Raw genomic sequence first — 26,365 nt, 5'->3', positions numbered from 1 at the left:
GGTGCGTCTCGCGGTCGTTTTACTCCCCTTCGAACTCGGGCTCTCGATCCTCGGCGAATGCCGCCGTTCCCTCGAGTACGTCGTCCGTGCTGATCAGGAGGCCGAATCCCTGGCTCTCCATCGCGAGGGCCGCTTCCATGCTGGCGTCCTCGCCTTCGTTCATCACCTTCTTGGCGACCTCGAGGCCGATCGGCGGCCCATTTCGCAGGTCGCTTACGAACTCCTCGACGACGTCGTCGAACTCCTCGCGGTCGACGGCGCGGTTGATCAGTCCCCAGTCCTGGGCCCGCTCGGCGTCGATGTGCGAGCCGCGGAAGACGAGTTCCTTCGCTCGAGTCTCCCCCAAAATGCGCATGAGTCGCTGGGTACCGCCGCCGCCGGGGATCAGGCCGAGCCCAATCTCGGGCGCGCCGAACTGCGAGCGCTCCGTTGCGAGCCGCAGGTCGCAGGCGAGTGCGAGTTCGAGGCCGCCGCCGAGGCAGTAGCCGTCGATCCTGGCGACGACCGGCCGCGGGAAGTCGTTGACCGTCTCGAACGCGGGCGTCACGTCCATCATGTCGGTCGGCTTCGTGCTGGCGAAGCCGGAAATGTCGGCTCCGGCGCTAAAGGCTCGATCGCCCGCTCCCTCGATCGTCACACAGCGGATCTCGTCGGTATCGACGCCCGAGAAGAGGTCGTCTATTTCGGCGAGCAGATCCTCCGAGAGGGCGTTCATCCGCTCCGGGCGATCGAGTTCGACCCGGAGGACGCCGTCCTCGAGGTCGGCGTTCAGATTGTGGTAGGAATCGAGCCCGTTTTCGTCGGTACCGTACTCGTAGAAGCCCGCGCCGGCGTCCTCGCCGGTTCGACCCTCCTCGAGAAGCTGCTCGAGGTAGGGGTGCGGTTCGAATCGATCCGAACCGGTCTCGTCTCGCAGCGTCTCGAGTTTCTCGAAGATGGTGTCGATGCCGATCCTGTCCGCGCGGCGGCAGATGCCTTCGGGGAAACCGAGCCCGAGTCGGACGCCGGTGTCGACTTCTTCGGGGGTCGAAACGCCCTCGCCGACGATGTACGCCGCCCGGTTAGCAAGACGGGCTTCGATCCGGAGCGTGTCGAATCCGTCGCCGTCACCGGGCTCGTAGTCGGCACCATCTCCGTTTTCGTAGTCGTAAAACCCCTCGCCAGTCTTCTGACCGAGAGTTTCGTTTTCGACCTTCTCCTCTATGATCGGCGGGATTGGGTCGTCCGCTTCTTTTCGGACGTGGTAGCCGATGTCGATCCCGGTCATGTCGGCGAGTTCGAACGGTCCCATGGGATAGCCGCGCCGGTGGACCATCGCCGCGTCGGCCTGGCGGATCGTCGCCTCGCCCTCCGAGACCATCCACGCCGCCTCGCCGCCGAAGGGGCCGAGAACGGTGTTGACGACGAAGCCGCGGATGTCCTTCCGGACGTAAATCGGCGTCTTGTCGATCGATTCGACCCACTCGTAGCCGGCTTCGGCGACCTCGTCGGTCGTCTGCTCGCCGTAGATGACCTCGACGAGGTCCATCTTCACCGGCGGATTGAAAAAGTGCAATCCGAGGACCCGTTCTGAGTTCTCGAGCACGTCCGCGATGTCGCTGATCGGCAGACTCGAGGTGTTCGACGCGAGTAAGGTGTCCTCGTCGGTCAGGTCCTCGAGATCGGTGAAAATGTCGTGTTTCAACTCGAGGTTCTCGGGGGCCGCCTCGATCACCAGATCGGCGTCGGCAACGGCCTCGCCGAGGTCGGTTGTCGTCTCGATTCGCTCGAGAACCGCCGCCGCGGACTCGTCGAGTCGGTCTTTCTCCTCGAGTTTCTCGAGGCTCCACTCGATCTGGTCGTAACCCTCCTCGACGAGTTCCGCTTCGATGTCCCGCATGGTGACGTCGTAGCCGGCCATCGCGGTGACTTCGGTAATTCCGTGACCCATGCTCCCAGCGCCGAGGACGGCGACGCGTTCGATGGTTCCCTTTGACATGGGTATCACGTCGGTCGAGAACACCTTAATTCCTCCGAACAATCATTACAATGTTAACGAGCAGGACGTATTTAGGACATATTGTTTCTATCACAGAGGATGGGTTGACTTCCGGTAGCAGCGGTACTGTTGGCAGCGGTCCTAGGGGGTCAGCGGTCCTAGAGGGGCTCCTCGCCGTCGACGATCCGCTTCGCTCGAGCGGCCAGCGCGGGCACGCGACCTTCCATCTTCGGGTACATCGGATCGTCGCTGTTGCCCTCGAGGTAGCGCCGGAAGAACATCTCGCCGAGGGCGGCGAGTTTGTACACTGCGAGCGCGCGGTAGAACCGCTCGTGTTCGAACTCGTAGCCCGTCTGGGACTCCCAGCGCTCGACCAGTTCGCGGCGACTCGAGTACCCCTCTCGTTCCATAAAGCGCGTCGTTAACTCCGGAATCGACGGGTCGGGATCTTTCGGATCGCGCCAGTACGAAAGCATCCAGCCCAGATCCGCGCGCGGGTCGCCGAGCGTCGACATCTCCCAGTCGAAGACGCCGATCAATTCCGGCGTCTCCGTCGGTCCGAACATCACGTTGTCGAGCTTGTAGTCGCCGTGGACGAGCGTGTGCGGATGTGATTCGGGTGCGTTCTCCTGTAACCACTCGCCGACGTCGGAGAGATCCGGCACTTCGCGTTCCTCGACGGTCACGTCGAACGCCCACGTGAGCTGTTGGCCCCAGCGGTCGACCTGCCGTTGGGTGTAGCCGGTCGGGCGTCCGAACTCGCCCAAGCCGACCGATTTGTAGTCCAGATCGTGGATCGTCGCCAGCGTATCGACGAGTTCCTCGCCGATCCGCGCTCGAGCGTCCGGGTTCGCGAAGCGCTCGGGTTCGTCCTCCCGGAGCACGTCGCCCTCGAGGCGGTCCATCACGTAGAAGTCGCTCCCGATGACGTCGTGGTCTTCGCACGCGAAAAGCGGTTCCGGGACGGGAATGTCGGTGTACGCGACGGCGTTCGTCACCCGATACTCTCGAAGCACGTCGTGGGCCGTCTCCGCGACATCGCCCGGCGGCGGCCGGCGGACGACCAGCTCTCGATCACCCCACGTGACGAACAGCGTCTCGTTCGAGTGGCCCTCGAGGTGTCGGCGAACGTCGTACGCGTCGGCCGGCCCGAGGTGGTCGGTCAGAAACGACGCCAGCGCGTCCTCGTCGACGAGGCGCTCGTGATAGTCGTCGCTCATAGTTCCGCCGATGGATCCACACGGTTTCGCGGCTGGGGGCGCTCGCTGCCCGCGTCGATACGGTTCGGCATAGTTGTGTCTGTTACCCTCAGGATGCTTAACGAAAATAGTTTCGACGAACCCTCGATTTTACAATGTTCTCCCCCGTTCGTCGACGATCTCGAGCACCTCGCGGGGCTCCTCGATTCGATACGAGACGGCCGGCCCGTCTTCCGCGCCGAACGCGACGCCGTGAATGCCCGCCTCGGCGGCCCCGTTCACGTCGTGTTCGTACCGATCGCCGATCATGAGCGAGCGTTCGGGTGTCGTCCCCGATTTCTCGAGTGCGGTCTCGAACATCGCCGGATCGGGTTTGGTCCGCCCGACCTCCTCGGAGGTTGTGATCGAATCGAACGCCGATCGCACCCCGAAGCGCTCGAGCATCCGTTTGCCCTCGGCGTCGTCGACGTCGCTGACGACGCCGACGTGGAGGTCCCGCTCGGCGAGTCGATGGATAGTCTCCGGCGCGCCGGGAACCGGCTCGATGGACTCGTCCACGGCCGCCTCGAAGGCCGGTTTCCAGTCCTCGCGGGGAACCGCCTCGCCGACGAGGGTTTCGACGGCCGTGGCGTAGCCCGATCGAGCCGAGCGAAACTCCGTGCCGTCTCGAGCGCGGAAGTGATCTCCGAGGGTCGACCGCCACGTCTCGAGCGCTCGCTCCCGACTCGTCTCGAGGTCGTACTGGTCGGCGAGTTCGTCGACGAACGAGGCGTGGGCCGCCTGCACCGACTCGAGGTCGAGGATGACGCCGCCGATGTCCCAGAAGACGGCCTCCCAGCGGCTGTGGTCCGGCTCGCGTTCGCCCCTCGAACCGCCGTTCGTCGCTCCGCCCGGTCCGGTCATCTCCGATCCCGCCGTTTGAGCTTCGAACGGTCGATCTCCGCGAGCGTCCGACAGCCCGCGAGTCCGACGGTCAGATCCAGATCGGCGAGGAAGTTTCCGAGCACCGACCGCACGCCGTCTTCGCCGCCGACCGCGAGTCCGTAGACGTACGGCCGGCCCAGAAGCACGGCGTCGGCACCCAGCGCGAGCGCGCGGAACGCGTCGCTGCCCCGGCGGATCCCGCTGTCGAAGAGGATCGGAATCGCCCCGTCGACAGCTTCGACGACGTCCGGTAGCGCCGTGAGTGCGGGAACCGCCCCGTCGATCTGGCGACCGCCGTGGTTCGAGACGACGATCCCGTCGACACCGCGGGCGACGGCCTCGCGCGCATCGTCCGGGTGGAGAATCCCTTTGAGGATGATCGGGAGATCGGTCCGTTCCCGCAGGAACTCGAGGTCGTCCCACGTCAGCGAGGGGTTGCCAAAACAGTCCGTGAAAGACTCGAGGGCGGCGACGAGGTTGTGCTCGGGTTCGCCGTCGATTCGCTCGCGGAACGCCGGGTCCTCGAAGTAGTTCGTGACGCCTTCACCCTCGAGAAACGGGAGGTATCCCAGCTCGATGTCACGTTCTCGCCACCCCATCTTCGGGGTGTCGAGAGTGACGACGACGGCCTCGTATCCGGCGTCTTCGGCGCGCTCGAGGAAGCTCGCTGCCACGTCGCGATCGGAGCTCCAGTAGAGCTGGAACCAGCCCGGCGAGTCGCCGAGTTCGTCTGCAACCTCCTCGAACGTGTACGAGGCGACGGAGCTACAGACGAACGGGATTTCGAACTCGGCCGCCGCGCGGGCGACCGCGAGTTCGGCGTCGTCGTGGACGATCGACTGAACGCCGATCGGCGCGAGCAGGACGGGTGCTGGAAGCTCCGTGTCGAACAGCTCGAGCGAAAGATCGCGTTCGGAGACGTCTCGGAGCATTCGGGGAACGATTCGCCACTCGTCGAACGCCCGGTCGTTGGCTTCGATCGTCGACTCCGAGCCGGCTCCGCCGGCGACGTAGGCGGCCGCCTCGTCGTCGAGTTCCTCGAGCGCTCGCTGCGCTAAGTCCTCGAACGAAACGGGATACTCCGGTAACTCGTTTCGGAGCATTCCGCTCCGATAGATCGCTTCCTGTCGGTCGGGTCCGTACCGGGTTCGATCCGGTTGTGAATGCTCGTCTGCCATGGGATTCTCCAGTGGACGACCGCTTGGCGGGCCACGCACCTTCCTCCAGTATCCGGGTGTTCGGATCACGGTATCCGACTCGGTTTTCAGGCCCGTCTCGGCGGTCGCTCGTCCACGTATGCGTATCGGTGTCAATGGTGACCGAGTACTTAACGATACGCTTCTCGCGCCCAACTTTATTAACAGTGCCTTCGTATTCCTAACTGTATCTAACAATGGTAAGCTGCCGATCGAACACGCAATCGGCCCGCGCCGGTGAGGACAGATGAGTACCGAACAGTTCAGCGTCGACGGCGACGTCGCCGTCGTCACGGGCGCCTCGAGCGGGATCGGGAAGGCGATCGCGGAGTCGTTCGCGGCCGACGGCGTCGATGTCGTCATCTGCTCGCGCGAACAGGACAACGTTGATCCGGTCGCAGATGGCATTCTCGAGAGCGACCGACCGGGAGACGCCGTCGCCGTCGAGTGCGACGTGACCGACCGCGAGGCCGTCGAGGCGCTCGTCGAGACGACCGTCGAGGAGTTCGGCGGTCTCGACGTGTTGGTGAACAACGCCGGGGCGTCGTTCATGGCCGGGTTCGACGACATCAGTCCGAACGGCTGGGAGACCATCGTCGACATCAACGTCAACGGGACCTACCACTGCACGCACGCCGCCGCGGAACACCTCAAGGACGGCGGCGGCGCGGTCATCAACCTCGCGAGCGTCGCCGGCCAGCAGGGATCGGCGTACATGAGCCACTACGGCGCGGCGAAGGCGGCCGTGATCAACCTCACGACATCCCTCGCCGCCGAGTGGGCGGGAGACGGCGTTCGGGTCAACTGCATCGCTCCCGGCTTCGTCGCCACGCCCGGCGTCGAGAGTCAGATGGGCGTCTCCGCGGACTCGATCGACCGGTCGGACGTGGATCGACAGATCGGAACCGTCGAGGAGATCGCCGACATCGCGCAGTTCCTCGCGAGTCCCGCCTCGTCGTACATGGTCGGCGAAACGATTGCCGCCAAGGGCGTCCCTCGAGTCGAGGAGTCGCCGGACGTATGAGTTCTCGAGACGTCCACCTTCCGGTGGCCGCACAGCCGAGCGTCGACGCCCTCGTCGAGTACGCGCAGGCGGCCGAAGCCGGCGGCTACGACTTCGCGTGGCTGCCCGAAACGTGGGGCCGGGACGCGGTGACGGTGCTTACCGCCATCGCCGAACGAACCGAGACGATCGGGGTCGGCTCGAGCATCGTCAACACCTACTCGCGCTCGCCCGCCCTGCTCGGCCAGACCGCGGCCACGTTACAGGAGGTTGCAGACGGGCGATTTCGCCTCGGAATCGGGCCGAGTGGCCCCATCGTGATCGAGAACTGGCATGGCCTCGAGTTCGACGACCCGCTTCGTCGCACTCGCGAGTACGTCGAGGTAATTCGACGGGTGCTCTCGGGCGACCCCGTCGAGTACGACGGCGACCAGTTCTCGCTCTCGGGGTTCAAACTCCGGAGCGAGCCCCCCGCGCGGACGCCGCCGGTCGACGTGACCGGCATGGGACCGAAGGCCGTCGAACTCGCCGGCCGCTTCGCCGACGGCTGGCACGCGATTATGTTCACGGCCGACGGGATGGCAGACAGGCTCGAGGACCTCCGGCGCGGGGCCGAACTCGGCGGCCGGTCGCCCGAGGACGTTCGCGTGACGGTTGGCGTAACCTGCTGCGCCCTCGAGGACGCCGAACGAGCGCGGGAACTCGCTCGCCAGCACGCCGCCTTCTACATCGGCGGCATGGGAACGTACTATCGCGATTCGCTCGTCCGACAGGGCTACGAGCAGGCCGAAACGATCCACGACGCCTGGCAAGAGGGCGACCGCGAGCGGGCGACCGCGGCCCTCGACGACGACCTTCTGGACGAACTCTGTGCCGCGGGCAGTCTCGAGACGGCTCGAGAGAACCTAGCGGCGTTCGAGTCGCTCGGGGGCGTCGACGCCGTGGCGGTGAGTTTCCCCCGCGGCGCGAGCGAAGCCGAGATTCGAGAGACGCTGTCGGCGCTGGCCCCTGCGGACGACTCGAGGTGATTTCCTCGTCCAGGGCGCTCGGATCGTTTGTATTTGAAGGTGCCAGCGCGGATCGGCGCTCGAGCGACCAGTTTTACCACCCTCTCGGTCGTACGTTGGCTCGATCCGCATGGACATCACCGTCGAAGGCGAGCAAGTCGTCGTCGATTACGAGGGAACCGACTACAGATTCGACGTGATCGGCGAGAACGAACTCGAGTTCGCGGCCACCGGCGACGCCGCCGCGGCCGCTCCCGAGGGCGTGATCGAATCGCTCGAGGCAGAGGGGTACATCGTCAGACCGTAAGCGCGACTCCAGTCTGTCCGGACGAAGAAAATCTCGCGAGACCGTCAGATTATCGCTCGAGGACGTACAGCGCGAAGAACGCGATCGCGGAACCGGTTTCTGCGATTTTCGTCGAGAGCGCGGTGAGGTCGTCTCGAAGGTGCGAGACGAGGACCTGTCCCGCAGACTCGTCGCCGCTGTGAGTGTGTTCGTCGCCGCCGTCAGCGTGGGTGTGGCCGTCCGCGCCATTCTCGTGGGTGTGAGTGCTTGACCCACTGTCAGCGTGACTGTGGCCGCCCGCAGCATCGTCGTCGTGAGTGTGATTGCTCGAGCTACCGTCGTGGCTGTGGTTTTCCGTGCCGTCGTCGTGAGTGTGACCGGCTTCGCCGTCGCCGTGGGTGTGACCGTCCGCCCCGTGGTCGTTGCTGTCGTCGTTGTGCTCGTGACCGCTGCTGTCGTCGTGGGTGTGCCCGCTCTCGTGGCTCTGGCTGGCGTCGTGAGTGTGACTGCCGTCATGGCCGTGACCGCCCTCGTGGCCGTGTCCGTGCATGTCGACGCCGGTCGCCGTCTCGAAATATCCCGTAGCGTGGACGTCGACGTAGGCCACCAGGTGCAGGACCATGAGGACGCCGCCCACCAGATAGATCGTCGGAAGAGCGACCCCTCGAGCGAGCGAGATGAGAAAGAGACCGACGACGACGGCGCTCAGGATGAACAGCATGGGAACGACGGTCAGCGACCCGTCGGGAACCGACCCGAGCACCTCGGCGAGTCCGACGCCGAGGTGTGCAAACGCCGAATAGCCGGCGAGAACGACTGCAACGCCGAGGAGAACCGATTTTCGTTCCATCGTGTCGGTACCAGACGGGTGGCGGCTAAACTGGTTGTGGTTCGAACGCCGAAAAATCGAGGGCGGGAAGACCCCCCGGACACAATGACGACGTATGCTCTCGCTCACTGCTATCTACGGACTCAATACAGGGGACTCGAGTCGGCGGGTCACGGCCGCCGACTCCCTCGAGGCGGACGCTGGTGCGAGACAGGAGACCACGCGACGATGAACGAAACAAGAGCGCAGATCGAAGCCGAGATCGGAACGGATCCTGGAATCCACTTCAACGCCCTCGTGCGAGACCTTTCGCTCGCGCCGGGGCAGATCCAGTATCACGTGCGACGACTGGTCGACGACGGCCGCGTAATTCGACACGAGCAGTTCGGTCGCACGCACTACTACCCGCCGGAGTACGACGCGTGGGAGCGAGACGCCGTCGCCGTTTTGCGCCGGGAGACCGCGGGCGCCATCGCGACGGCGATCTATTCTCGAGAGTCCGCCCGACCGGGTGCGCTCGCCGCCGACCTCGACATCCCCCGGAGCACGCTCGAGCACCACCTTTCGCACCTCGAAGACTGCGACGTCGTCGAGCGGGAGTACGTCCGCGGCAATCGCGTCTCCCTCTCGCTGGTTCGACCCTCGGAGACGGCGGCCCTGCTCGAGGCCGTTTCGCCGACGCCGGGAACCAGGCTCGTCGATCGCTTCGAGCGACTGGTCGATTCCCTGCTCGAGGAGGAGTGACGAACCGGGGAACGACCCGGTAGTTCCGCCGTCCGGAGCCGACAGCTACAAACCGACGATCGACCCAGGATTTGGTATGCCCGGGAAAGTAGGTCCGGCCGATCTGCTCGAGCACGTGTTCGGACGGACGGGAGCAGCCGACGAAACCGTCCTGCAGGGACCCGCAGACGGCGAGGACGCCGCTGCGGTCGACTGGCCGGGTGGCACGCTCGTCGTGAGTTCCGATCCGATCTCGCTCGCGGCCTCACAGGTCGGCACGCTCGGCGTCCACGTCGCGTGCAACGACGTCGCAGCCTCCGGTGCCGACCCGCGGTGGCTCACCGCCGTCGTCATGCTCCCCGAGGGGGCCGATATCGAGCCGATCAGCCGCGACCTCGACGCCGCCGCGCGCGAGATCGGCGCGTCGATCGTCGGCGGCCACTCGGAGTACGTCGATGCGCTCGAGCGACCGCTCGTCTCGCTGACGGCGATGGGGGCGACCGAGTCGTTCGTCCCGACCGGCGGGGCGAACCCCGGCGATGCAGTCATCCTGACCGGCTCGGCGGGACTCGAGGGAACCGCGATCCTCGCGGCGGATTTCGGGGACGATCTCGACGTGGACCCGACGATCTGCGAGCGAGCCGAGACGTTTCTCGAGGAGATCAGCGTCGTCCCCGCCGCGCGTCTCGTTCGCGAGCACGCGACGGCGATGCACGACCCGACCGAGGGCGGCGTCGCCGCCGGACTGCTCGAGATCGCCAGAGCGTCGGACTGTCGACTCGAGATCGATCGCAACGCCGTCCCGGTTCGCGAGGAGACGGTCGCCCTCTGTGAAGCCGCCGGCGTCGACCCGCTGCGCATCTTCGGGTCGGGGGCGCTTCTCGCGACGATACCCGAGGACAGCCTCGAGTCCGCGCTCGAGTCGCTGGCAGCGAACGGCATCGAGGCGGCCGCGATCGGAACCGTTCGCGAGGCGGCGACCGAATCCGGACTCGAACTCGGCGACGAGACGATCACCGACCCCATCGAAGACGACCTCTACCCGCTCTGGTCGGCAGTCGACGCGGCGGAGTGATCGCGCCCCTGGCTCGAACCGGCTGCGGTTCCGACGATGGCGTTCGTCAGTAGCTTTCCGGGATCGACTACGACATCGGCACCGGCTTTCTCGAGGGCGTCCCGGTTTCCCGTTTCCGTACAGACGACGATCCGCGCGTCGGTCAGTTCCCGCGCGGCGAGCACGGCGTAGGTGTTCCGTGCGTCGTCGGCCGTGGCGACGAGGACGGCGTTCGCCGCGTCTACCTGCGCCTGCCGAAGCGTCTCCTCGTCGGCCGGGTCGCCGACGACCACGTCGACGGTCCGACTCTCGAGTCGACCGGTCACCGTCTGGTCGTCGCTGACCACGCACACGTCCGCGTGCTTCTCGAGGCCGTCGACGAGCGATTCGGTCAGCCCGTCGTAGCCGAGCACGGCGATTCGCTCGCGTCCATCCGTCCGATCCAGTTCTTTCGCTCGTCGTCCGGTTCGAGAGAGGCGACTCTCGATTTCGGGGCCGATCAGCGAACCGACGGTCAGCCCGACGGTCGTCGGTCCGAGCACGATGAGCGAAACCGCGAACAGCCGCGCGCCCTGTGTGAGGGGGTGAACGTCACCGTAGCCGACCGTGCTGGCGGTGACGAACGTGAAGTAGACGGCGTCGAGGACGGTCTCGAGTTCGGCGAATCCCGCCCGGAGCGCGTAGGCGCCGGCGGTCCCGTAGGAGAAGACGCCGATGATCGCGATCATCGAGCCGATCTGGGTCGCGGTGAGCGACGTCGACCTGGTGAATCGGTCGCTCGTGAGGACGAGGACGACCAGGCCGCCAAGCGACAGCACCACGAGCGGGATCGAGAGCAGGCGCGACTGGGCGACCCCGTGGACTGCGGCGAGGAGGACGAGCGCCGCGGCGACGACGTACGCGAGCCGAAAGCCGCGATACATTCCCCAGGCGCTGACGAGTAACGCGAAGCCGAGGACGGTCCCGCTGAACTCCGAAACCGCCTGCAAGTCGCCCCAGAACCCGCCCGTCTGGACGGTCGGTTCGGTGACGATGGCGATCACGCCGGTGGCTATCGAGAGCAACGCGATCGCCGTGACGATCCAGACGGCGACGCGACCCCGCGGACGATGGGCACGGACACGCTCGAGCATGGGCGGTAAACCACGGCCGTGGCGATAAAACGAAACGGCCGGCGTTTCGGACTGCATCGTATTTGGGACGACGCGACTGGGATGTACACCCGAGCGGACGATCGATGAAACGGCGCTGGTTCGGCGGCCACGAACCGTGAAAGTAAAACCGGGGGGCGATCACCTTCCACGTAGATGGTAGACCGTGGGTTCGCGCTGGAAACGCGCCTCCGCCAACGCGAGGCGAACGACTTGAAACGGACGCTGTCGCCCGTCGACAGCATCGCGGAGCGGGGGTACTTCGCCGAGCCCTCCGGCGGTGATCTGCCGGTCCTCGAGTCCGAAGAAGCGCTGGTGTTCGCCTCGAACAACTATCTCGGGCTCACGGGCGACCAGCGCGTGCAGGACGCGGCGAGACAGGCCGCGGCGACCGTTGGCACCGGCTCGGCTGCCAGCCGGCTGGTGACCGGCGACACGCTCGTCCACCACGACCTCGAGCGGCTGCTCGCGGAGACCAAACGCACGGATCGCGCGCTGACCTTCTCGTCGGGGTACGCCGCGAACGTCGGGACGATCACCGCGCTCGACCCGGACGTGATCTTCTCCGACGAGTTGAACCACGCGAGCATCATCGACGCGAGTCGCCTCGCCGACGCCGATGTCGTGGTTTACGACCACTGTGACGCGGACGATTTGCGAGCGAAACTGACGGCACGCGCCGAACGGGATGAATCGACGGAACCCACCGGCGCGGACGACCGATCCGACGAGTCCTGGCTGATCGTGACGGACTCGGTCTTCAGCATGGACGGCACCGTCGCGCCGCTCGAGGCGATCTGTCGGGCCGCCGAGGAAGTCGGCGCGTGGGTGATGGTCGACGAGGCACACGCGACTGGGCTGTACGCCGACGGCGGCGGCATCGTCCAGTCGGAGTCGCTCGAGGATCGCGTCCACGTCCAGATGGGAACGCTCTCGAAGGCGCTGGCGAGCCAGGGCGGGTACGTCGCCGGCAGCGACGCGCTGATCGAACTCCTGATCAACGAGGCGCGATCGTTCGTGTACTCGACGGGGCTCGCGCCGCCGGCGGCCGCGTCGGCGAGCGAGGCGCTTCACATCTCCCGCTACGGCGACGTCCGCGAACGCCTCTGGGAGAACGTCGCCCACCTCCGGGACGGCCTCGAGGCGCTCGATCTCGAGGTTCTTGGGGACTCGCAGGTCCTTCCCGTGATCATCGGCGACCGCCGGGACGCCCTCGACCTCGCCGCGGGCCTGCGCGAGCGCGGCATCGTCGCGCCGGCGATCAGGCCGCCGACCGTGCCCGAGGGAGCCAGCCGGATTCGCATCGCCCCGACCGCGACACACGACGAAGCGGACATCGTCAACTGCCTCGAGGCGTTCCAGATCGTCGGGAAGAAAGTCGGGCTGTTTTGAACGACTCCGATCCGATTGAATTGCTATGATTCTCGAGCACGACCACGACCGGATCGCCGTCGTCGGCACTGACACGGGCGTCGGCAAGACCGTTATCACGGCGGCCGTCGTCACGGTCCTTCGAGACGCTGGAATCGACGCTCGAGCGGTCAAGCCCGCCCAGACGGGCCATCCGCCGGACGACGACGCCGGGTTCGTCGAGGCGGCCTGCGAGGACCCCGACGCTGCGACCTGTTTCGAATACCTCGAAGAGCCCCTCGCCCCGCGGGTCGCCGCCGAGCGTGCTGGCGTCGAGCTTTCCTACGAGGGGTTACGGGAACGCTGCGATGACGCCCTCGAGGCGGCCGAGGTAGGCGTGCTCGAGGGAATCGGCGGGCTCTACGTGCCACTCGCGGGAGACCGCGACGTGATCGACCTCGTGGCGGATCTCGCGTGCCCGGCCGTCGTCGTGACTCGATCGGGACTCGGAACGCTGAATCACACGACGCTCACCGTTGAGGCGCTCGAGCGTCGCGGCGTCTCCGTCCACTCGATCGTCTGTAACGAGTATCGCGGGGAGACGACAGCCGAGCGGACGAACGTCGCGGAACTCGAGCGGATGACGGGACACGCCGTCGAGACGGTTCCACAGCTTTCTGCTGAGACACCCCGTGAACTCGCACTCGGCGCTCGCCGGTCGCTTTCGATCGACTCCGGCTCCGGCTCCGCGGAGTGATGGCTCATCCCAACGGCTGACGAAGAAAGCGAGGGGGAGAGCGCCTGATTCTGGGGCGACGAAGACGCCTCACAGCCGGGGTGCGGTGTGAGTGTTCGAACGCGACTCCTCGTCGTCTTCCGGACCAGCGATCGGTGCTGCCGAACCGCCGCGGTTCTCGACGAGATAGGTCGCGAGCTCCGATTTCCGGTGTTCGACCTCGAGGTGGACCGTCAGTCGCGTTTCTTTCTCGAACGCGCTCTGACAGATCGGACAGGTCTGGTTCGTGGGAGTCATTCGACAGGAAGTCACGCGAGGCAGGACCGTAATTGTACGGATCGGTCGCTTTCCTAGAAAAACTCGTTCAGTCCCGACTGATCGTCGTCGGTTTCGGCGTCGTCGGTCCGCTCCCGGTCTCCCGCTTCGTCGGACCCGGCGGCGTTCGATCGGGCTGACTCCGACTGTCCGCTCGAGTCGGTGAGCGTCGCCTGTCCGTTCGAACCGCCGGAGCCGTTCGATCGAGTGCCAGCGTCGTCGCTGTCAGTGCCAGCCGCGTCGTCGCCGTCGGCGTCAGGGTCGTCGTCCGCCTCCGACGAACGGACCGCGTTCTCGAACGCGGTTCCGGAGTGTTCGACGGCGACCGCCTCGGTTCGCTCCTGGGCGTCCTCGACGACCGACTCGACCTTGTTCGTGTCCGCGCCGCTGCCGGTGATAAACGAGACTTCCTCGGCGTCTAAGTCGTAGGCGGCGGCCATCGTCACCGTCAAGTCGCGGTTCTTGCAGTGGTGGGTCATCGACTCGAGGTAGGGGACGATCTCCCGGCGTGCGGTCCCGACGCTCGTCCCCTCGCGCTCGGCGATGCGCTCGGCGATCGAATCGCGGGTGTCTCGAGCGCCGCGAGTTCGGCCGAGTTTCGACCAGTAGCTCGGCGGGCCGTAGCGGGTCCACCCGTCCTTGTCTCCCCGCCGGGAGGCCGCGACGCCGGCGGTCATGTTGTCCGAGGCGTAGCGCCAGTAGGAGTAGTCCTGAGTCGCGCGGACGCGCCCGAGCCAGCGGTCCGCGTTCGAGAGAAACTCGTAGGCGTCGGCGAGTTCGTCGCCCTCGTAATCCTTGGGAACGTTGTCCTCGATCCAGTTGAGCAGGTCGTCCGGCGTCTCGTCGACGTCGTAGGATCCCCGGAGCGCTCCCTCGGCGTCCTCCTCTTTGATGAGTGCGTCGAGGTAGTCGAAGATGCCCTCGGTCGTGTCGCGTTCGCCGGTGACGACGTCGTCGACGGTGAGCCGATCCGCCTCCTCGGCGACGGCCTGCAGGTCGTTGACCGCAGAGCGCAGGTCGCCGCTGGTCGAGTCGGCGATGGCCTTCAAGGCCTCCTCGTCGAACTCGACGCCCTCGCGGCGACAGATATCGCGGAGCACGGGAACGATCGACCGCGAGGAAACGTCGCGAAACTCGATGGTCTCACAGGAGTTGCGAAGCGACTGGCTCATCTCGTAGAACTCGTTGGCCACGAGGACGATCGGCTGCTCGGCGTCCTTGACGACTCGAGTGACCTCTCGAGAGCCGCCGTAGTCTGCGTTGCCGTGGAAGTTGTCTGCCTCGTCTAACACGACGAGTCGACGGCCCGTCTCCCCGCCGGTGAGGGTGCCGCTTTTGGCGGCCTCGCCGGCGATCCGTTCGATGACGTCGGCCTGCCTGTCGTCGCTCGCGTTGAGTTCCATTACCGGCCAGCCCACGTCCGAGGCCAGCGCGTGCGCCGCGGAGGTCTTCCCGACGCCGGGACTGCCGTGGACGATGACGGCTTTGCGGTGGTCGTCCCACGACCGGGCCCACTCCTCGAGTTTGTCTCGAGCCTTGTTGTTCCCGCGTACCTCCGACAGCGTCGTCGGCCGGTACTTCTCCGTCCAATCGCTCATTACTCGCTCTAGGTGCGAGTCGCGTTTAGGGGTTGCGGAGCGTCACGCTTCGTCGACTGCCTCCGAATCTACGGAGGTACAAATGTCACGGCCACCCGACCCGAGGTTGTTTACGACGGCTTCACGAGCCTCGTTACGAAGGTCGTCGGCTAGTGGGACTAATTTGACTCCCTCGGGAAGCTGAACGACGTGATATCGGTCGCCGTATCGTTCCCGAACTTCCTTCGGAAGCGTGAGGCGACCGCGGTCGTCCAGCGAAATGTCCGATATGCAACAGTATAGAACGAGTATGAACAAAACCCCCCCCATCCCGGAGCAATTTCGACACCCAGTAGTGCGATTTTCAGACCACGGCTATAGTCACAAACGTCTATATTTATGGAGTCCGATCGTCTTTTATACTATGAACAGGTATCCACAATTGGACGATTGAACGCCAACGTACAGCAATGCAAACGAAAGTTCATACTTCTGATGGAGCGGACGAGATCCGGTACGACCACACGAACGATCGGTACGTCTTCGAGTACGATCCCGACGGCAGCGCGACGCTGACGACGACGGTCGTTCACGCGCTGGCGTCGATCGCGGACACCGACGTCTCGCAGGGAGAGTTCTCCCTGTACGACAGCGTCGATCCAGACGCCCTCGAGCGACTGTTCGCGTCGAAAGCTGACGGAAGCGACCGAACAGGCGGCCACGTCGCGTTCACCGCCCTCGAGCACGAGGTCTACGTCTACGCCGACGGGGAAATCGTCGTTTTCCCGCCGTCAGAGTCCCGACCCCGCGGTCCCTCGAACTGACGCCTTCGGCCCGCTTCATCGGCGCGACTACGTCCGCGATCCCTCGAGGGTGAGTTTTAGGGTCCTCCTCGTCGATAGCTCTCTCGATGACAGTCATCGGCTTTCTCAGTACGGCACCCGTCGTCGAAGAGAGTATGTCAGAAGAAGTCGCGAACGCCGTAGAGGCGCTCGAGGGCTACGATATCGAGTACGAAACCGGACCGATGGGGACGACCATCGAAGCCGAGACGACGGACGAATTGTTCGCCGCCGCGCAAGCGGCCCACGACGCCGTCGACGCGGATCGAGTCAGCACGGTGCTCAAAATCGACGACAAACGAACGAGCGATCACACGGCGCGGGACAAGGTCAAGGCCGTCGAGTCGCATCTGGGGCGTGAAGCGAAAAGCGACGGGACGTAGGACTCGAGCGGCCGCTGGGTCGACGTTGTGGTTTCGGGACGCCCCAAGTGATTCGCGGTCGCGTTCGGCTGCTTGCCCGTGATCAAACCGGGACACGCTCGCGCATCGGAATAGGATCGTGCACCGAGACACGATCTACGCACTCGAGAGGATAACGCTCAATTCGTTGGCCCCGGAACGTACGGTATGGAGCAGACGACGCTCGAGGTCACCGGGATGAGTTGCAACGGCTGTGAACAAACCGTCGTCGAGGCCCTCGAAGGACTCGAGGGGGTTTCAGAGGCGACCGCCGATCACGAGTCGAACGAGGTCCGCGTCGAACACGACCCGGCGCTCGCGGATGCGGCCGCGATCGGCGGTGCGATCGAAGGGGCGGGATACACCGTGTCGGCCTAACGACCCCGCCGTGAACCTGTCCGTCGCCGATCACGTGACAGGTATTGCTGAGGCTATTTCCGGAAAGCGGTCCTGAGAACTCCCTAGTTGTACGTCTCCTCGAGGTAGGCGACGATATCGTCGCTCTCGTGCATGCCGTCGACGCCGTGGGCCTCGTCGACGATGACGGGCACGCCGGTCTGGCCGCTTACATCCTCGACCTCGGTGCGCTCGGCGTGTGACCGGGGGACTTCGACGGAGTCGTACTCGAGATCGAGCTCCTCGAGTTTCGTTCGGACTTTCGCGCAGAACGGACACCCTGGAAGTTCGTAGAACGTGATGTCTGCCATACGTGAACGTTCTCGAGCCAGCCGTATGAGTACGTTGGTTGCCAGGTGAGCCGAAAACGACGGCCGTTTTCGCCGGAATCGTCTCAGAACGTGACCATTCCGGCCTGCACCGCGAAGTAAGCGACGAAGTAGACGATAAACGAGATCGCGAGCAGCCACTGGCCCAGCGAGACGTCGCGGCGCTCGCCGACCGCGGATTTGACCAGCGGGTAGGTGATGATTCCCGCTGCGAGGCCGTTCGCGATCGAGGTCGTAAGCGGCATGATCGTGATGGTCAGGCCGCCCGAAATCGCCCACGCGGGATGTTGCCAGTCGATGTCGGCGACCCCCTGTAGCATGATGATTCCGACGACGACCAGCGCGAGGTAGGTCGCGTACTGCGGGATCGCGGACATCAGCGGAACGATCAGCAACGAGAGCGCGAAGAACCCGGCGACGACCAGCGTGGTGAATCCGGTCCGGCCGCCCTCCTCGAGGCCGGTCGAGGATTCGATGAACGTCGTCACCGTCGAGGTGCCGATCATCGCGCCGACCGTCGTCCCGACCGCGTCGGCCATGAGCGGTTTCTCGGCCTCGGGCAGGTCGCCGTCCTCGTCGAGGAAGCCGCCGATCTGAGAGACGCCGATTAGCGTCCCTGCGGTGTCGAAGAAATCGACGAAGAAGAACGTAAAGACGACCAGGACGAACACGAGCGGATCGTCGGTGATCATTCCGAGTCCGTCGACGAATCCCCAGAACAGCGGCGTGAAGTCGTACTGAACGGAGGTGAGCATCGAGATGATTCCCTCGTTTGTCACGCTGTCGTACGATCCCGCCGGCGTGAGAACGTCGGGTTGAACGACGCCGGCGAGGGTGAGCGCCCACCCGGCGATGGCCGTCGTGACGATCCCGATGACGATCGAGCCTTTGACGCCTCGAGCGTACAACAGGAGCATGAGCGTAAGTCCGACCAGCGAGAGGGCCGCGACCGGACTCTGGATGACGTTGCCGAGCGTGATGAACGTATCATCGTGTGGGACCACCAGTTGAATCTCCTGCAGTCCGAGAAACAGCAAGTAGATGCCGATACCGGCTCCGACGGCGAATTTGACGGGTTCGGGGAACAACTCGAGGACGTACTTCCGTGCGCCGACGGCCGTCAGCGCGATGAAGACCAATCCCTCGACGAAAACCGCCGCGAGCGCGAGTTGCCACGGCACGCCGAGGATGACGACCACCGTGTAGGTGAAAAAGGCGTTCAGCCCCATTCCCGGTGCGAGCCCGAACGGCCGGTTCGCGTACAGCGCCATGACTAGCATTGCCACGACTGAAGCCAGTATCGTCACCACGGCGATCATCTGGAACAACTCGTTCGGCGTGTACTCCACCCCGTTTATCGTCGCCGCAGCCTGAAACTCCCCACTGGCGCGATCGTAGAGAATCGCGTCTCGAAGGATAATCGGGTTGACGACGATGATGTACGCCATCGCCAGAAACGTCGTGAGCCCCGCGAGCGACTCGGTTTTGAAATCAGTGCCGTACTCGTCGAAGTCGAAGAACGCCGCGATCGTCTCACGTGCCCCCATGTTGGATGAACGAGCATAGCGACACCGGCAATTTAACCCTTCCTGTCTCGTCTGACGAGATATATTGCACGTTCGTGCATGTCGTGCGATTGTTGCGCTCTCACACTATCCCCTCTCTCGGCGGTTGCTGCCAACCTGCGGCGGACTCGAGATCGACACCGTGGCGACGATCGGGCGGGTTCGACGACCGCTCGAGCACACTCGCTCGAGCGGGTGTGATCCACCAGAACGGGAACGCATTTCTCCGCCGACGGGACCAACGTATTTGACGGTCCGTCGCATACGCTAACCCATGAGGTTTGTTATCGTGGGATATGGCCGCGTCGGATCGCGGACGACGCGCGTTCTCGCGGAGGAAGGACACGACGTCGTCGTCGTCGACGACGATTCGGAACGGGTCGATCGAGCCGTCGGCGACGGGTTCGAAACCGTCCACGGCGACGGCGCGGACGAAGCGGTACTGACTGACGCGGGGATCGCCACTGCCGAGGCGATCGGCGCGTTCACGCCGGATCTGAACGTTAACTTCGCGGCGTGCATGGTCGGCTCTCACCACGGCTGTCGGACCGTTCTTCGGATCGACGAGGACTACCGACAGGATATCTACGAGAAGTACGCAAACGACGTCGACGAGATCATCTACCCCGAACGTCTCGGCGCTGCGGGTGCGAAAACCGCCTTGCTCGGTGGCGATTTCAACGTGGTCGCGGACCTCACGGAAACCCTCCAGCTCACGGTCGTCGAAATCACGGAGGGATCGCCCGCCGTGGGAAAGCGGATCAGCGAACTGGATCTGCCCGGAAACGCGCGAATCTACGCACACGGCCACGACAACGATCCGCTGACGATCCCGCTCCCCGGCACCGAACTGGCGACCGGCGACGAGGTCGCCGTCATCGCCGAAACGAGGTCGGCTGAGGAGGTTCGTACGACCCTCTCGCCCACCTCGAGCTAGGCTCGCGGTTACGACGGACGATGCGCGTGGCCGACGGGAGATGTCCGCGGCCGATGGATAGCGGCCGTCGTGGACGATGGATAGCGGCCATAGCCGATGGACGATGTGCCTGGCGTTTGCACCCGAGTAATCGAGTATCGGTACGTTATTTCAAATTGTCAGTTTTCACAATATGTCGAGCTGACGCGAACCGCAAGTGGAGGGGTGAAAAGTGGGGAGCGAATGGGGGGAGGCGCGCCGACGGGAGGATGGGGGGAGGTAGTACCCGTCACGCGATGCGCGCCTGTTTGATTCGTTGGTTCGAAACATGATAAAACTGCGTCAGACGATTGCGTGACGATCGTCAGACGGCGAGGAAATCCTCGTCGACAGCCGGTCGTTTTGGCCGCCTACTCCGCCCGATCGGGCCGGAAGACGAGGACGTTCTGGTGGACCATCGAGGGCACGAACGAGAACGGATAGCCGTAGACGTGGAGGTCCTTCGAGGGGTCGTACCAGATCAGGTTGGCGACCAACCGAACGGGTGCCGCGGATTCGATCGCCCGCGCGAGGTCGGCCGAGAGGAACTCGTAGGACTGTTCGCGGTACATGTCGCCGATGAAGACGACGAGGTGACCGTCCGGTTTGACGGCCGCTGTAAATCGGGCGAACTTCTCGCCCATGTCCGCGAGCCACTCCGCTTTCGTCTGATCGGCCGACTCCGCTTTCGTCTGGTCTGTCGACGCCGCTTTTTGTTGCTCCGCTGACTCCGCTGCGGACTCGTCCACGGCGTCGACATCGTCCGTACGGTCTTCGTCTCCCCCGCTCGAGTCGTCGGTATCCGCCTGCTCCTCGTCGAACGCCCCCAGTTTACTCGCTCGAGTCGCCCGCTCGTTCCGGGTCTGCTCGAGTTCGTCCATGTGCCAGTAGGGAACGTCGGTGAGCAGGAGGTCGACGGACTCGTCCGGTATCTCCTCGATCAAGGACGAACAGTCCCCGTGGCGGAGGTCCTGTTCGGCAAGCGGCGGCTCACCCCGGTCGCGGCGCTCGGCGTTTTCTCGCTCGAGGACGTCCTCGTAGAGTTCGATCCACCGCCGATTCCGCTCGAAGCCGATGGCGTCTCGCAACCCCGTTCCTTCGTGTTCGCAGAAACTCGCGCCGAGCAAGGTGCCGCCGACCCCGGCGAAGGGGTCGAGGACGGTGTCGCCGGCCTTGCTGAATCGGCCGATCAACTCCGCACAGAGTCGCGGGGGCTTCTGTCCGCCGTGTTCGCTGCGCAGGTCGTGTTGGACGTCAGGCGGGTACCCTTCGGCGATAACGGACTTCGTCGCGTACTTCCACTCGCGCCCGGTCAGGTCGTTGACCCGGTTTCGCTCGTCGTAGATGCCCCGACCCTCGAGGTACCGCTGGTGGTCGGCCAGTTCGTCCGTGTCGATCACCTCGCCGTCCTCGACCGGGAGGGACTCGTCTCGAGCGCGTTCGGCGTCGAACGCCCCGTCGTCGTCGGTGACGAGGCGACTCTGGCGGTGGCGCTCATCGTCGGTCATACCCCGAGTGGTCGTCGCTGGGGCATAACAGTGATGGAACTCGAAGATCCGCTACTCGAGTACGTCGACGAGCGGGTCGTCGTCGATCATCCGCGCCAAGACGACGCGGTCGACCGCAGAGGTTCGTTCGAGAAGTTCCGTCGCGATTTCGGTTCCGACGGCGCGTCGTGACTGATCGTCGATTTTGTTGAGCAACGGGACGGCCGTCGCACCTTCGGGAACGTCTTTCATCCCACCTCGTTCGCTCGCGAGCACGGCAGCGACATCTGTCGGTCGAATCTCGTCGCCTGGCTCGAGCCCGGTGATCTCGGCGACCAGTTCGGGGCGGTGAACGAGGTCGGTCGACAGCGGCTCACCGACGACGTGCGCGCTCGCGATGGGAATCACGGTGTCCGTCCGCTGTGGTATCTGGGGCTCGTGGTCGGCCGGTGCCTTGAAATCGCGCATTCGCGCGCCGTCGGCTTTGACGAGAACCAGATCCGCGAGCCCGGAGTCCTCGATGTCGTCGATAGTTTCGCAATCGTAGCCGCCGTACCGTTCTTCGTCCGCGCGGCCGGGGACGAGACCCAGCGGCCAGCCGCCGTCCGTGGCGCTCGAGTTCGTTTCTCGTTCGATTCGCTGCTCGAGCACCGAAACCGGCTCCTCGGTTACCGCGACGCTGGCGACCTGCGAGTCGAAAAACGGGATTCGGACGCTCGCGGTCACGACGGTCTCGGGGGCGACTCCGTCGGCAGCGCGCGCTGCGAGCGCGTAGAGGGTCGTTTTCTTCCCGCCCGCACCGACCGCACAGACGGTTCCCGACTCCGCACGAAGAGCCTCGAGGATGTTCATACGCGACGTTGGACGGTCGGTCAAATCAGTGTACCGAGACGCTACATGACGACCTCGACGGATGATTTTCGGATCGCGGCCGGCTGCGACCGCCGGGACCGTTACGATCGTTCCGGCCTGCAGGAGCTTATCACGATCCGCAGAACCGTCAGTTGTATTCGCGCCAGCGGTAGCCGCAGTCGGTGCACTTGAAAAACCGCGTCGGCGGTTCGTCGGCCGAGGCGGTCTGTTTGAGTTCGTACCAGGCTTCCTGATTTCCGCAGTCGTCACAGACGACGTCCGAGGCAATGGGTTTCCCCTCGAAGTTCGCCTCCTCGCTCGATTCGATCACGTCGTCGTCCGTCTGGGCTTCCGTGGTGACGAACGCCGATTCGCGCTCCCGGTCGCGGTCGCTCGAGCCAGCACACTCGTCGTTCGTACAGACCATCTGGTCGCCGTCGGCTTTCATCATCGAGCCGCACTCGTCGCAAAACTGCATACCGCTCGTAGGGTCTCGACGCGCAAAAATCCCAAGGATGAGGCATTTGGTGCCCACTTTCTCGACAGCGACGAAACGGTGATGGGCACGCGATCCGTGGCTGTCGTTACACCCCCGTCAGTTCGTGGTTGCGTCTGTCTGAGTTCGAATTGCATCTGTCTGGTTTCGTTATTGTTTCTGTCAGAACCCGCCGTTGAGTCCGTCCGACTCCGTCGTTGGCTCTGACCGGAGAGGCACTAGAATCACGACAGCTCCCGCCAGAGAAGAGCGTGTCAGGTACTTCGCGGTAGAGGACCTAAAGAAACGCGGATCTCGAGGGCTGGCGCTGGCGGTCGTTCGGAAGCCAGACGCGGTCGCGACGAGGTCCAGAACGGACAGAGACGACCAGAACAGAGGAGGAGACGAAATGGTATCCAATGAGACAGCAGACGAAATTCAGGAGTATCTCGGAGTAGTTCCGAGCTGGATCGAGGCGTTACCCGATTCAGCTGCAGATCACAGCTGGAGCGTCGTCCGCGATCTCCAACTCGGAGAAACCGAACTCACGCGGCGGGAAAAGGCACTCGTCGCGGTCGGTGCGGGCGCTGCGATCCAGTGTCCCTACTGCATCCACTTCCACCGCGAAGAAGCGAAACTCGAGGAGGTAACAGAAGCGGAGTTAGCGGAAGCGTTCGCGGTCGCCGGTACCGTCCGAAACTTCTCGACGGTGTTACACGGCGCGGAAATAGACCACGAGGAGTTCGAGGCCGAAACCGAATCGATCGTCGACCACATCAACGAACAGCAGGCGGCAGCACCCGGCGACGACTGAGTCGCCGTGTCTGCGGCCGATATTTTTGTTCGGTACTCTCGAGGTGACTGGCTTTCGCCACCGAACCCGATGCACGCTAACAGCTCCGTCACAGTGACAATCGAACCCAACGAGTGACGCGCAACGCCGAACGCAACAGCAGGAACCGAAGTCACTATTCGGGTATAGCCAATAGGAACACCTGTGACAGCGTACGATGCGGTTATCTATGATCTCGACGGGACGGTAGTCGACCTCGAAGTCGACTGGGACGCCGTCCGGACCGACGTGCTCGCCGTCTACGATGCCGGCGGGGTCGAACCGCCGAGCGCCGACCTCTGGGACCTGCTCGAGGGAGCGGACGCCGCCGGACTCGCCGCCGACGTCGAGGCTGCCATCGCCGCCCACGAACGCGAGGGTGCCCGCCGATCCGATCGGCTCGCTCGAGCGGACGAACTCCTCGAGCGATCGGTTCCCGTCGCCGTCTGCTCGCTGAATTGCGAGACCGCCTGTCGACTCGCGCTCGAGGAACACGGCCTCGACGCGTCAGTTAGCGCGGTCGTCGGCCGCGATACGGTTCCGGCGACGAAACCCGACCCGGAACCGCTGCTCGAGGCGGTTCGGCTGCTTTCGGGAACGCCGGCGACAACGTTGTTCGTCGGCGATTCGGAACGGGACGAACTGGCAGCAAAACGTGCGGGGATCGACTTTGAGTACGTCGACGAGCAACTGGCGGATCGCTGATTTTCGGATCGACTCGAGCACCGGATCGGTCGCCTGTCGCTCGAGCACCGTGGGGGGTCCCGGTGTCTCGGGGATCTGCTCGAGGTTACTCTTGCTGGCGTTTCGCGTACGCGAACACCGACAGCGCGGTGACGATCCAGATGACCGCGCCGACGCGGACCGCAAATTCGGCGCGGGCACCCCAGCTTGCGAGGTCGACTGTCGTCGAGAGCACCGCGACGATGGGTGCGCCGACGGCGATGGTCAGGACGAACGTAACTTGCATCACCCAGCCGAAGTCGACGCCGTCGGGTGAGGTGGTTTCGACGGGTTCTGGCACGAGTGAGCATCGCCGTGCAGTCCTAATAAGTGCCGCGGGACGGCCCGCTGTACACTCGAAGAGCGGTGAGGTTTAATGAGTTGCCACGAAGGTATGGGTATGGTAACCGTTCGGGATCTCCGCGAGCAGATGGGCGAGGACCCCATCACGATGTTGACCGCATACGACGCACCGACGGCCGAAATCGTCGACGAAGCGGGCGTCGACGTGGTTCTCGTCGGCGACAGCGTCGGCAACACGACGCTCGGTTACGAGACGACGGTTCCGGTGACCGTCGACCAACTGGCCAGCCACGTCGGTGCCGTCGCGAGAGCGACCGACGAGGCGTTGGTAGTCGCCGACATGCCGTTTCTCTCCTTCGGCGTCGACGAGGCCGAGACGATCGAAAACGCCGGGCGCATGCTCAAAGAGGAGGGCGCGTCCGCGGTCAAACTCGAGAGCGGCCCGCACACGGTCGACATCACAGAGCGGATGGTCCAACTCGGAATCCCCGTGATGGCACACCTCGGGCTGACGCCACAGCACGTCAACCAGTACGGCGGCTACCCCCGGCAGGGAACGGATCAGGCTGGCGCGGATCGAATGCTCGAGCTCGCGAAAGCCCACGCGGATGCGGGCGCGTTCTCGCTGGTGTTAGAGCACGTCCCGTCGAATCTCGCGGAGACGATAACCGAGGCGATCGACGTTCCGACGATCGGAATCGGCGCGGGTCCGCACTGCGACGGGCAGGTGCTGGTCTTCGACGACGCCGTCGGCCTGAGCGAGTGGACGCCGTCGTTCTCGAAACAGTTCGGCGACGTTCGCTCGGAGATGGAATCGGCGGTCGACGAGTACGTTGGGGCGGTCGAAGACGGCGAGTTCCCGGCCGAGGAACACAGTCACGAAGCGGCCGATATCGACGATATTTACTGAGCGATACCGAGTTGCAACCGTCGACGGCGCGAGGAGACGGTCGGATTATCGAGACTCGAGAAAGTCGATCAATTGCCCGTTGAACGTGTCGGGTTGCTCGAGCATCGGCAGGTGGGCGGCGTCGTCGATTGTCGCATGAACGCCGTTCGGGATTTCGTCGGCGAGATACTCGTGAAACCACGGCGGTGTTAGCTGATCGTACTCGCCACAGACCGCAAGCGTCGGTACGTCGATGTTGCCAAGGTCGTTTCGGACGTCGAACTGGTGGCAGGTGCGGAAATCGCGCTCGGTCGTCTGTTGTCCGCACTCGCGCATTCGATCGCGAGAGGTCTCGAGAAGTTCGGGATCCGGATCGTGAAAGAGTCGATCCGGTCCATGGAGGAATTCGATCGCCCGCTCGAAATCCGACTCGAGCCAGACCAAAAGATCGTCGAGAACGCCCATTCGGGCACCGGTTCCGGTCAGAACGGCTGCTTCGGGGTCGAACGACCGCTCGAGCAACGTGTGAAGGACGACGGCACCGCCGAGCGAACTGCCGACGAGTACCGTCGAATCCGTCTCGTCGACGACTGCGAGCAGATCATCGGTGTACGCCGACAATGCCGCGTAGCCGGCGTTCGCCTGGATCTCGTCGGACTCGCCGTGACCACTCAGGTCGAGTGAAACGGTATCGTATCGATCCGACAGCGGTTCCTGAAATTGCCAGACTTCGCGTGACGTGCCGCTGCCGTGTACGAAACAGATCGTCTCTGCTGACTCTCCACCGTTCGTAACGGTATAGGCCGTTTCCCGTCCATGGTGGGTGACCGTGTCCATACGATGTCATAGGATAACGGCCTGCATAAATACCCGAGTCCACTTCGCCGGTCGCAGGTCGACTTCGCTGGTCGATGCGTTACGATCAGTGGCGGAACTGCGTTCAATGTCCTTTTCTATATCCCTTCGCCCTCTGGTGATTTACTGCCGA

Annotated in this window: 29 protein-coding genes and 1 pseudogene; 14 read left to right on the top strand and 16 right to left on the bottom strand. The window is 64.4% G+C overall.

Annotated features, from left to right (window positions below; all coding sequences use genetic code 11):
- Positions 1–19: 19 nt before the first annotated feature.
- From HALLA_RS09800 to HALLA_RS09785, 4 genes are all read right to left on the bottom strand, one after another.
- Positions 20–1,978 carry a 3-hydroxyacyl-CoA dehydrogenase/enoyl-CoA hydratase family protein gene (locus HALLA_RS09800; protein WP_049953181.1) on the bottom strand — a complete coding sequence of 653 codons (1,959 nt, stop codon included), beginning with the start codon at positions 1,976–1,978 and terminating at the stop codon, positions 20–22.
- A gap of 158 nt (positions 1,979–2,136) precedes the next feature.
- Entirely contained in the window at positions 2,137–3,198 is a 1,062-nt protein-coding gene (locus tag HALLA_RS09795) for a phosphotransferase family protein (RefSeq protein WP_049953180.1), read from the bottom strand.
- Positions 3,199–3,327: 129 nt separating this feature from the next.
- Positions 3,328–4,080: an HAD family hydrolase gene (locus tag HALLA_RS09790; RefSeq protein WP_049953179.1), complete on the bottom strand. Its 753-nt coding sequence runs from the start codon at positions 4,078–4,080 to the stop codon at positions 3,328–3,330.
- Complete coding sequence (locus HALLA_RS09785) at positions 4,077–5,279, bottom strand: alpha-hydroxy-acid oxidizing protein (RefSeq protein WP_049953178.1); 1,203 nt, start codon at positions 5,277–5,279, stop codon at positions 4,077–4,079. The genes HALLA_RS09790 and HALLA_RS09785 overlap by 4 nt, the downstream gene beginning before the upstream one ends.
- Positions 5,280–5,544: 265 nt before the next feature.
- On the opposite strand from HALLA_RS09785, the gene HALLA_RS09780 reads away from it, so the two are divergent.
- The 3 genes from HALLA_RS09780 to HALLA_RS20615 all read left to right on the top strand — a co-directional run bounded on the left by HALLA_RS09780 (position 5,545) and on the right by HALLA_RS20615 (position 7,614).
- The gene (locus HALLA_RS09780) at positions 5,545–6,321 is read left to right on the top strand and encodes an SDR family NAD(P)-dependent oxidoreductase (RefSeq protein WP_049953177.1); all 777 of its coding nucleotides are present in this window, start codon (positions 5,545–5,547) and stop codon (positions 6,319–6,321) included.
- Positions 6,318–7,328, top strand: a complete 1,011-nt coding sequence (locus tag HALLA_RS09775) for a TIGR04024 family LLM class F420-dependent oxidoreductase (RefSeq protein ID WP_049953176.1) — start codon at positions 6,318–6,320, stop codon at positions 7,326–7,328. Before HALLA_RS09780 ends, HALLA_RS09775 begins: the two co-directional genes overlap by 4 nt.
- Before the next feature lie 109 nt (positions 7,329–7,437).
- The gene (locus tag HALLA_RS20615) at positions 7,438–7,614 is read left to right on the top strand and encodes a hypothetical protein (RefSeq protein ID WP_157231355.1); all 177 of its coding nucleotides are present in this window, start codon (positions 7,438–7,440) and stop codon (positions 7,612–7,614) included.
- A gap of 49 nt (positions 7,615–7,663) precedes the next feature.
- On the opposite strand, the gene HALLA_RS09770 is transcribed toward HALLA_RS20615, so the two are convergent.
- On the bottom strand, positions 7,664–8,443 hold the full coding sequence (locus HALLA_RS09770; RefSeq protein WP_049953175.1) for a hypothetical protein: 780 nt from the start codon (positions 8,441–8,443) through the stop codon (positions 7,664–7,666).
- Between the two features lie 207 nt (positions 8,444–8,650).
- Between HALLA_RS09770 and HALLA_RS09765 the strand changes: the two genes are divergently transcribed.
- Positions 8,651–9,166, top strand: coding sequence for a winged helix-turn-helix transcriptional regulator (locus HALLA_RS09765; protein ID WP_049953174.1), 516 nt, complete (start codon positions 8,651–8,653; stop codon positions 9,164–9,166).
- 76 nt (positions 9,167–9,242) lie between these two features.
- Positions 9,243–10,220 carry an AIR synthase family protein gene (locus tag HALLA_RS09760; protein WP_049953173.1) on the top strand — a complete coding sequence of 326 codons (978 nt, stop codon included), beginning with the start codon at positions 9,243–9,245 and terminating at the stop codon, positions 10,218–10,220.
- On the opposite strand, the gene HALLA_RS09755 is transcribed toward HALLA_RS09760, so the two are convergent.
- Positions 10,184–11,332 (bottom strand): NAD-binding protein, encoded by a 1,149-nt coding sequence (locus tag HALLA_RS09755; protein ID WP_049953172.1) that lies wholly within the window; start codon positions 11,330–11,332, stop codon positions 10,184–10,186. The genes HALLA_RS09760 and HALLA_RS09755 overlap by 37 nt on opposite strands.
- 174 nt (positions 11,333–11,506) lie before the next feature.
- Between HALLA_RS09755 and HALLA_RS09750 the strand changes: the two genes are divergently transcribed.
- Complete coding sequence (locus HALLA_RS09750; RefSeq protein WP_049953171.1) at positions 11,507–12,742, top strand: aminotransferase class I/II-fold pyridoxal phosphate-dependent enzyme; 1,236 nt, start codon at positions 11,507–11,509, stop codon at positions 12,740–12,742.
- A 25-nt stretch (positions 12,743–12,767) separates the two neighbouring features.
- The gene (gene bioD, locus HALLA_RS09745) at positions 12,768–13,457 is read left to right on the top strand and encodes a dethiobiotin synthase (protein WP_049953170.1); all 690 of its coding nucleotides are present in this window, start codon (positions 12,768–12,770) and stop codon (positions 13,455–13,457) included.
- A 69-nt stretch (positions 13,458–13,526) separates the two neighbouring features.
- On the opposite strand, the gene HALLA_RS09740 is transcribed toward bioD, so the two are convergent.
- From HALLA_RS09740 to HALLA_RS21710, 3 genes and pseudogenes are all read right to left on the bottom strand, one after another.
- A complete protein-coding gene (locus HALLA_RS09740; RefSeq protein WP_049953169.1) occupies positions 13,527–13,733 on the bottom strand; it encodes a hypothetical protein in 207 nt (68 codons plus the stop codon).
- Between the two features lie 53 nt (positions 13,734–13,786).
- On the bottom strand, positions 13,787–15,349 hold the full coding sequence (locus HALLA_RS09735) for a replication factor C large subunit (protein ID WP_049953168.1): 1,563 nt from the start codon (positions 15,347–15,349) through the stop codon (positions 13,787–13,789).
- A gap of 99 nt (positions 15,350–15,448) precedes the next feature.
- Positions 15,449–15,619: pseudogene (locus HALLA_RS21710) on the bottom strand (AbrB/MazE/SpoVT family DNA-binding domain-containing protein); the annotation flags it as partial.
- Between the two features lie 179 nt (positions 15,620–15,798).
- Here HALLA_RS21710 and HALLA_RS09725 point away from each other — a divergent pair.
- The 3 genes from HALLA_RS09725 (at position 15,799) to HALLA_RS09715 (ending at position 16,949) form a co-directional block, all read left to right on the top strand.
- Positions 15,799–16,152: a HalOD1 output domain-containing protein gene (locus tag HALLA_RS09725; protein ID WP_049953167.1), complete on the top strand. Its 354-nt coding sequence runs from the start codon at positions 15,799–15,801 to the stop codon at positions 16,150–16,152.
- Between the two features lie 86 nt (positions 16,153–16,238).
- On the top strand, positions 16,239–16,553 hold the full coding sequence (locus tag HALLA_RS09720) for an MTH1187 family thiamine-binding protein (RefSeq protein WP_049953166.1): 315 nt from the start codon (positions 16,239–16,241) through the stop codon (positions 16,551–16,553).
- A 186-nt stretch (positions 16,554–16,739) separates the two neighbouring features.
- A complete protein-coding gene (locus HALLA_RS09715) occupies positions 16,740–16,949 on the top strand; it encodes a heavy-metal-associated domain-containing protein (protein WP_049953165.1) in 210 nt (69 codons plus the stop codon).
- Positions 16,950–17,032: 83 nt separating this feature from the next.
- On the opposite strand, the gene HALLA_RS09710 is transcribed toward HALLA_RS09715, so the two are convergent.
- Together HALLA_RS09710 and HALLA_RS09705 are read right to left on the bottom strand one after the other, a co-directional pair.
- Positions 17,033–17,278, bottom strand: coding sequence for a glutathione S-transferase N-terminal domain-containing protein (locus tag HALLA_RS09710; RefSeq protein ID WP_049953164.1), 246 nt, complete (start codon positions 17,276–17,278; stop codon positions 17,033–17,035).
- 83 nt (positions 17,279–17,361) lie between these two features.
- The gene (locus HALLA_RS09705) at positions 17,362–18,843 is read right to left on the bottom strand and encodes an NCS2 family permease (protein ID WP_049953163.1); all 1,482 of its coding nucleotides are present in this window, start codon (positions 18,841–18,843) and stop codon (positions 17,362–17,364) included.
- 292 nt (positions 18,844–19,135) lie between these two features.
- Here HALLA_RS09705 and HALLA_RS09700 point away from each other — a divergent pair, with 292 nt between their 5' ends.
- Positions 19,136–19,798: a potassium channel family protein gene (locus HALLA_RS09700; RefSeq protein WP_049953162.1), complete on the top strand. Its 663-nt coding sequence runs from the start codon at positions 19,136–19,138 to the stop codon at positions 19,796–19,798.
- A gap of 389 nt (positions 19,799–20,187) precedes the next feature.
- Here the strand turns inward: HALLA_RS09700 and HALLA_RS09695 are convergent, their stop codons facing one another.
- The 3 genes from HALLA_RS09695 to HALLA_RS09685 all read right to left on the bottom strand — a co-directional run bounded on the left by HALLA_RS09695 (position 20,188) and on the right by HALLA_RS09685 (position 22,633).
- Entirely contained in the window at positions 20,188–21,324 is a 1,137-nt protein-coding gene (locus HALLA_RS09695; protein ID WP_049953161.1) for a DNA methyltransferase, read from the bottom strand.
- Positions 21,325–21,375: 51 nt separating this feature from the next.
- The gene (gene yqeC, locus HALLA_RS09690; RefSeq protein ID WP_049953160.1) at positions 21,376–22,155 is read right to left on the bottom strand and encodes a selenium cofactor biosynthesis protein YqeC; all 780 of its coding nucleotides are present in this window, start codon (positions 22,153–22,155) and stop codon (positions 21,376–21,378) included.
- 148 nt (positions 22,156–22,303) lie between these two features.
- A complete protein-coding gene (locus HALLA_RS09685) occupies positions 22,304–22,633 on the bottom strand; it encodes a transcription factor S (RefSeq protein ID WP_049953159.1) in 330 nt (109 codons plus the stop codon).
- A gap of 406 nt (positions 22,634–23,039) precedes the next feature.
- Between HALLA_RS09685 and HALLA_RS09680 the strand changes: the two genes are divergently transcribed.
- Positions 23,040–23,444, top strand: coding sequence for a carboxymuconolactone decarboxylase family protein (locus tag HALLA_RS09680; protein WP_049953158.1), 405 nt, complete (start codon positions 23,040–23,042; stop codon positions 23,442–23,444).
- 183 nt (positions 23,445–23,627) lie between these two features.
- The gene (locus HALLA_RS09675; protein ID WP_049953157.1) at positions 23,628–24,167 is read left to right on the top strand and encodes an HAD family hydrolase; all 540 of its coding nucleotides are present in this window, start codon (positions 23,628–23,630) and stop codon (positions 24,165–24,167) included.
- A gap of 85 nt (positions 24,168–24,252) precedes the next feature.
- Here HALLA_RS09675 and HALLA_RS09670 read toward each other — a convergent pair whose 3' ends face one another.
- Entirely contained in the window at positions 24,253–24,486 is a 234-nt protein-coding gene (locus HALLA_RS09670; RefSeq protein ID WP_049953156.1) for a DUF5822 domain-containing protein, read from the bottom strand.
- A gap of 99 nt (positions 24,487–24,585) precedes the next feature.
- Here HALLA_RS09670 and panB point away from each other — a divergent pair, with 99 nt between their 5' ends.
- A complete protein-coding gene (gene panB, locus HALLA_RS09665) occupies positions 24,586–25,398 on the top strand; it encodes a 3-methyl-2-oxobutanoate hydroxymethyltransferase (RefSeq protein WP_049954068.1) in 813 nt (270 codons plus the stop codon).
- A 45-nt stretch (positions 25,399–25,443) separates the two neighbouring features.
- On the opposite strand, the gene HALLA_RS09660 is transcribed toward panB, so the two are convergent.
- The gene (locus HALLA_RS09660) at positions 25,444–26,214 is read right to left on the bottom strand and encodes an alpha/beta fold hydrolase (protein WP_049953155.1); all 771 of its coding nucleotides are present in this window, start codon (positions 26,212–26,214) and stop codon (positions 25,444–25,446) included.
- Positions 26,215–26,365 lie beyond the last annotated feature (151 nt).

Origin of the sequence: Halostagnicola larsenii XH-48, from assembly GCF_000517625.1 — an archaeon.
Classification (GTDB): domain Archaea; phylum Halobacteriota; class Halobacteria; order Halobacteriales; family Natrialbaceae; genus Halostagnicola; species Halostagnicola larsenii.
This window is presented reverse-complemented; position numbering and strand designations above follow the sequence as displayed.

Excerpts from the sequence above, each read along its gene's own strand:
- HALLA_RS09710 (WP_049953164.1), bottom strand. The coding sequence starts at position 17,278 with ATGGCAGACATCACGTTCTACGAACTTCCAGGGTGTCCGTTCTGCGCG.
- HALLA_RS09755 (WP_049953172.1), bottom strand. The coding sequence starts at position 11,332 with ATGCTCGAGCGTGTCCGTGCCCATCGTCCGCGGGGTCGCGTCGCCGTC.
- HALLA_RS09700 (WP_049953162.1), top strand. The coding sequence starts at position 19,136 with ATGAGGTTTGTTATCGTGGGATATGGCCGCGTCGGATCGCGGACGACG.
- HALLA_RS09705 (WP_049953163.1), bottom strand. The coding sequence starts at position 18,843 with ATGGGGGCACGTGAGACGATCGCGGCGTTCTTCGACTTCGACGAGTAC.
- HALLA_RS09725 (WP_049953167.1), top strand. The coding sequence starts at position 15,799 with ATGCAAACGAAAGTTCATACTTCTGATGGAGCGGACGAGATCCGGTAC.
- HALLA_RS09695 (WP_049953161.1), bottom strand. The coding sequence starts at position 21,324 with ATGACCGACGATGAGCGCCACCGCCAGAGTCGCCTCGTCACCGACGAC.
- HALLA_RS09715 (WP_049953165.1), top strand. The coding sequence starts at position 16,740 with ATGGAGCAGACGACGCTCGAGGTCACCGGGATGAGTTGCAACGGCTGT.
- bioD (WP_049953170.1), top strand. The coding sequence starts at position 12,768 with ATGATTCTCGAGCACGACCACGACCGGATCGCCGTCGTCGGCACTGAC.
- HALLA_RS09760 (WP_049953173.1), top strand. The coding sequence starts at position 9,243 with ATGCCCGGGAAAGTAGGTCCGGCCGATCTGCTCGAGCACGTGTTCGGA.
- HALLA_RS09795 (WP_049953180.1), bottom strand. The coding sequence starts at position 3,198 with ATGAGCGACGACTATCACGAGCGCCTCGTCGACGAGGACGCGCTGGCG.
- HALLA_RS09740 (WP_049953169.1), bottom strand. The coding sequence starts at position 13,733 with ATGACTCCCACGAACCAGACCTGTCCGATCTGTCAGAGCGCGTTCGAG.
- HALLA_RS09765 (WP_049953174.1), top strand. The coding sequence starts at position 8,651 with ATGAACGAAACAAGAGCGCAGATCGAAGCCGAGATCGGAACGGATCCT.
- HALLA_RS09800 (WP_049953181.1), bottom strand. The coding sequence starts at position 1,978 with ATGTCAAAGGGAACCATCGAACGCGTCGCCGTCCTCGGCGCTGGGAGC.
- HALLA_RS09770 (WP_049953175.1), bottom strand. The coding sequence starts at position 8,443 with ATGGAACGAAAATCGGTTCTCCTCGGCGTTGCAGTCGTTCTCGCCGGC.
- HALLA_RS09680 (WP_049953158.1), top strand. The coding sequence starts at position 23,040 with ATGGTATCCAATGAGACAGCAGACGAAATTCAGGAGTATCTCGGAGTA.
- HALLA_RS09685 (WP_049953159.1), bottom strand. The coding sequence starts at position 22,633 with ATGCAGTTTTGCGACGAGTGCGGCTCGATGATGAAAGCCGACGGCGAC.
- HALLA_RS09735 (WP_049953168.1), bottom strand. The coding sequence starts at position 15,349 with ATGAGCGATTGGACGGAGAAGTACCGGCCGACGACGCTGTCGGAGGTA.
- panB (WP_049954068.1), top strand. The coding sequence starts at position 24,586 with ATGGTAACCGTTCGGGATCTCCGCGAGCAGATGGGCGAGGACCCCATC.
- HALLA_RS09750 (WP_049953171.1), top strand. The coding sequence starts at position 11,507 with ATGGTAGACCGTGGGTTCGCGCTGGAAACGCGCCTCCGCCAACGCGAG.
- HALLA_RS09790 (WP_049953179.1), bottom strand. The coding sequence starts at position 4,080 with ATGACCGGACCGGGCGGAGCGACGAACGGCGGTTCGAGGGGCGAACGC.
- HALLA_RS09785 (WP_049953178.1), bottom strand. The coding sequence starts at position 5,279 with ATGGCAGACGAGCATTCACAACCGGATCGAACCCGGTACGGACCCGAC.
- yqeC (WP_049953160.1), bottom strand. The coding sequence starts at position 22,155 with ATGAACATCCTCGAGGCTCTTCGTGCGGAGTCGGGAACCGTCTGTGCG.
- HALLA_RS20615 (WP_157231355.1), top strand. The coding sequence starts at position 7,438 with ATGGACATCACCGTCGAAGGCGAGCAAGTCGTCGTCGATTACGAGGGA.
- HALLA_RS09660 (WP_049953155.1), bottom strand. The coding sequence starts at position 26,214 with ATGGACACGGTCACCCACCATGGACGGGAAACGGCCTATACCGTTACG.
- HALLA_RS09720 (WP_049953166.1), top strand. The coding sequence starts at position 16,239 with ATGACAGTCATCGGCTTTCTCAGTACGGCACCCGTCGTCGAAGAGAGT.
- HALLA_RS09775 (WP_049953176.1), top strand. The coding sequence starts at position 6,318 with ATGAGTTCTCGAGACGTCCACCTTCCGGTGGCCGCACAGCCGAGCGTC.
- HALLA_RS09780 (WP_049953177.1), top strand. The coding sequence starts at position 5,545 with ATGAGTACCGAACAGTTCAGCGTCGACGGCGACGTCGCCGTCGTCACG.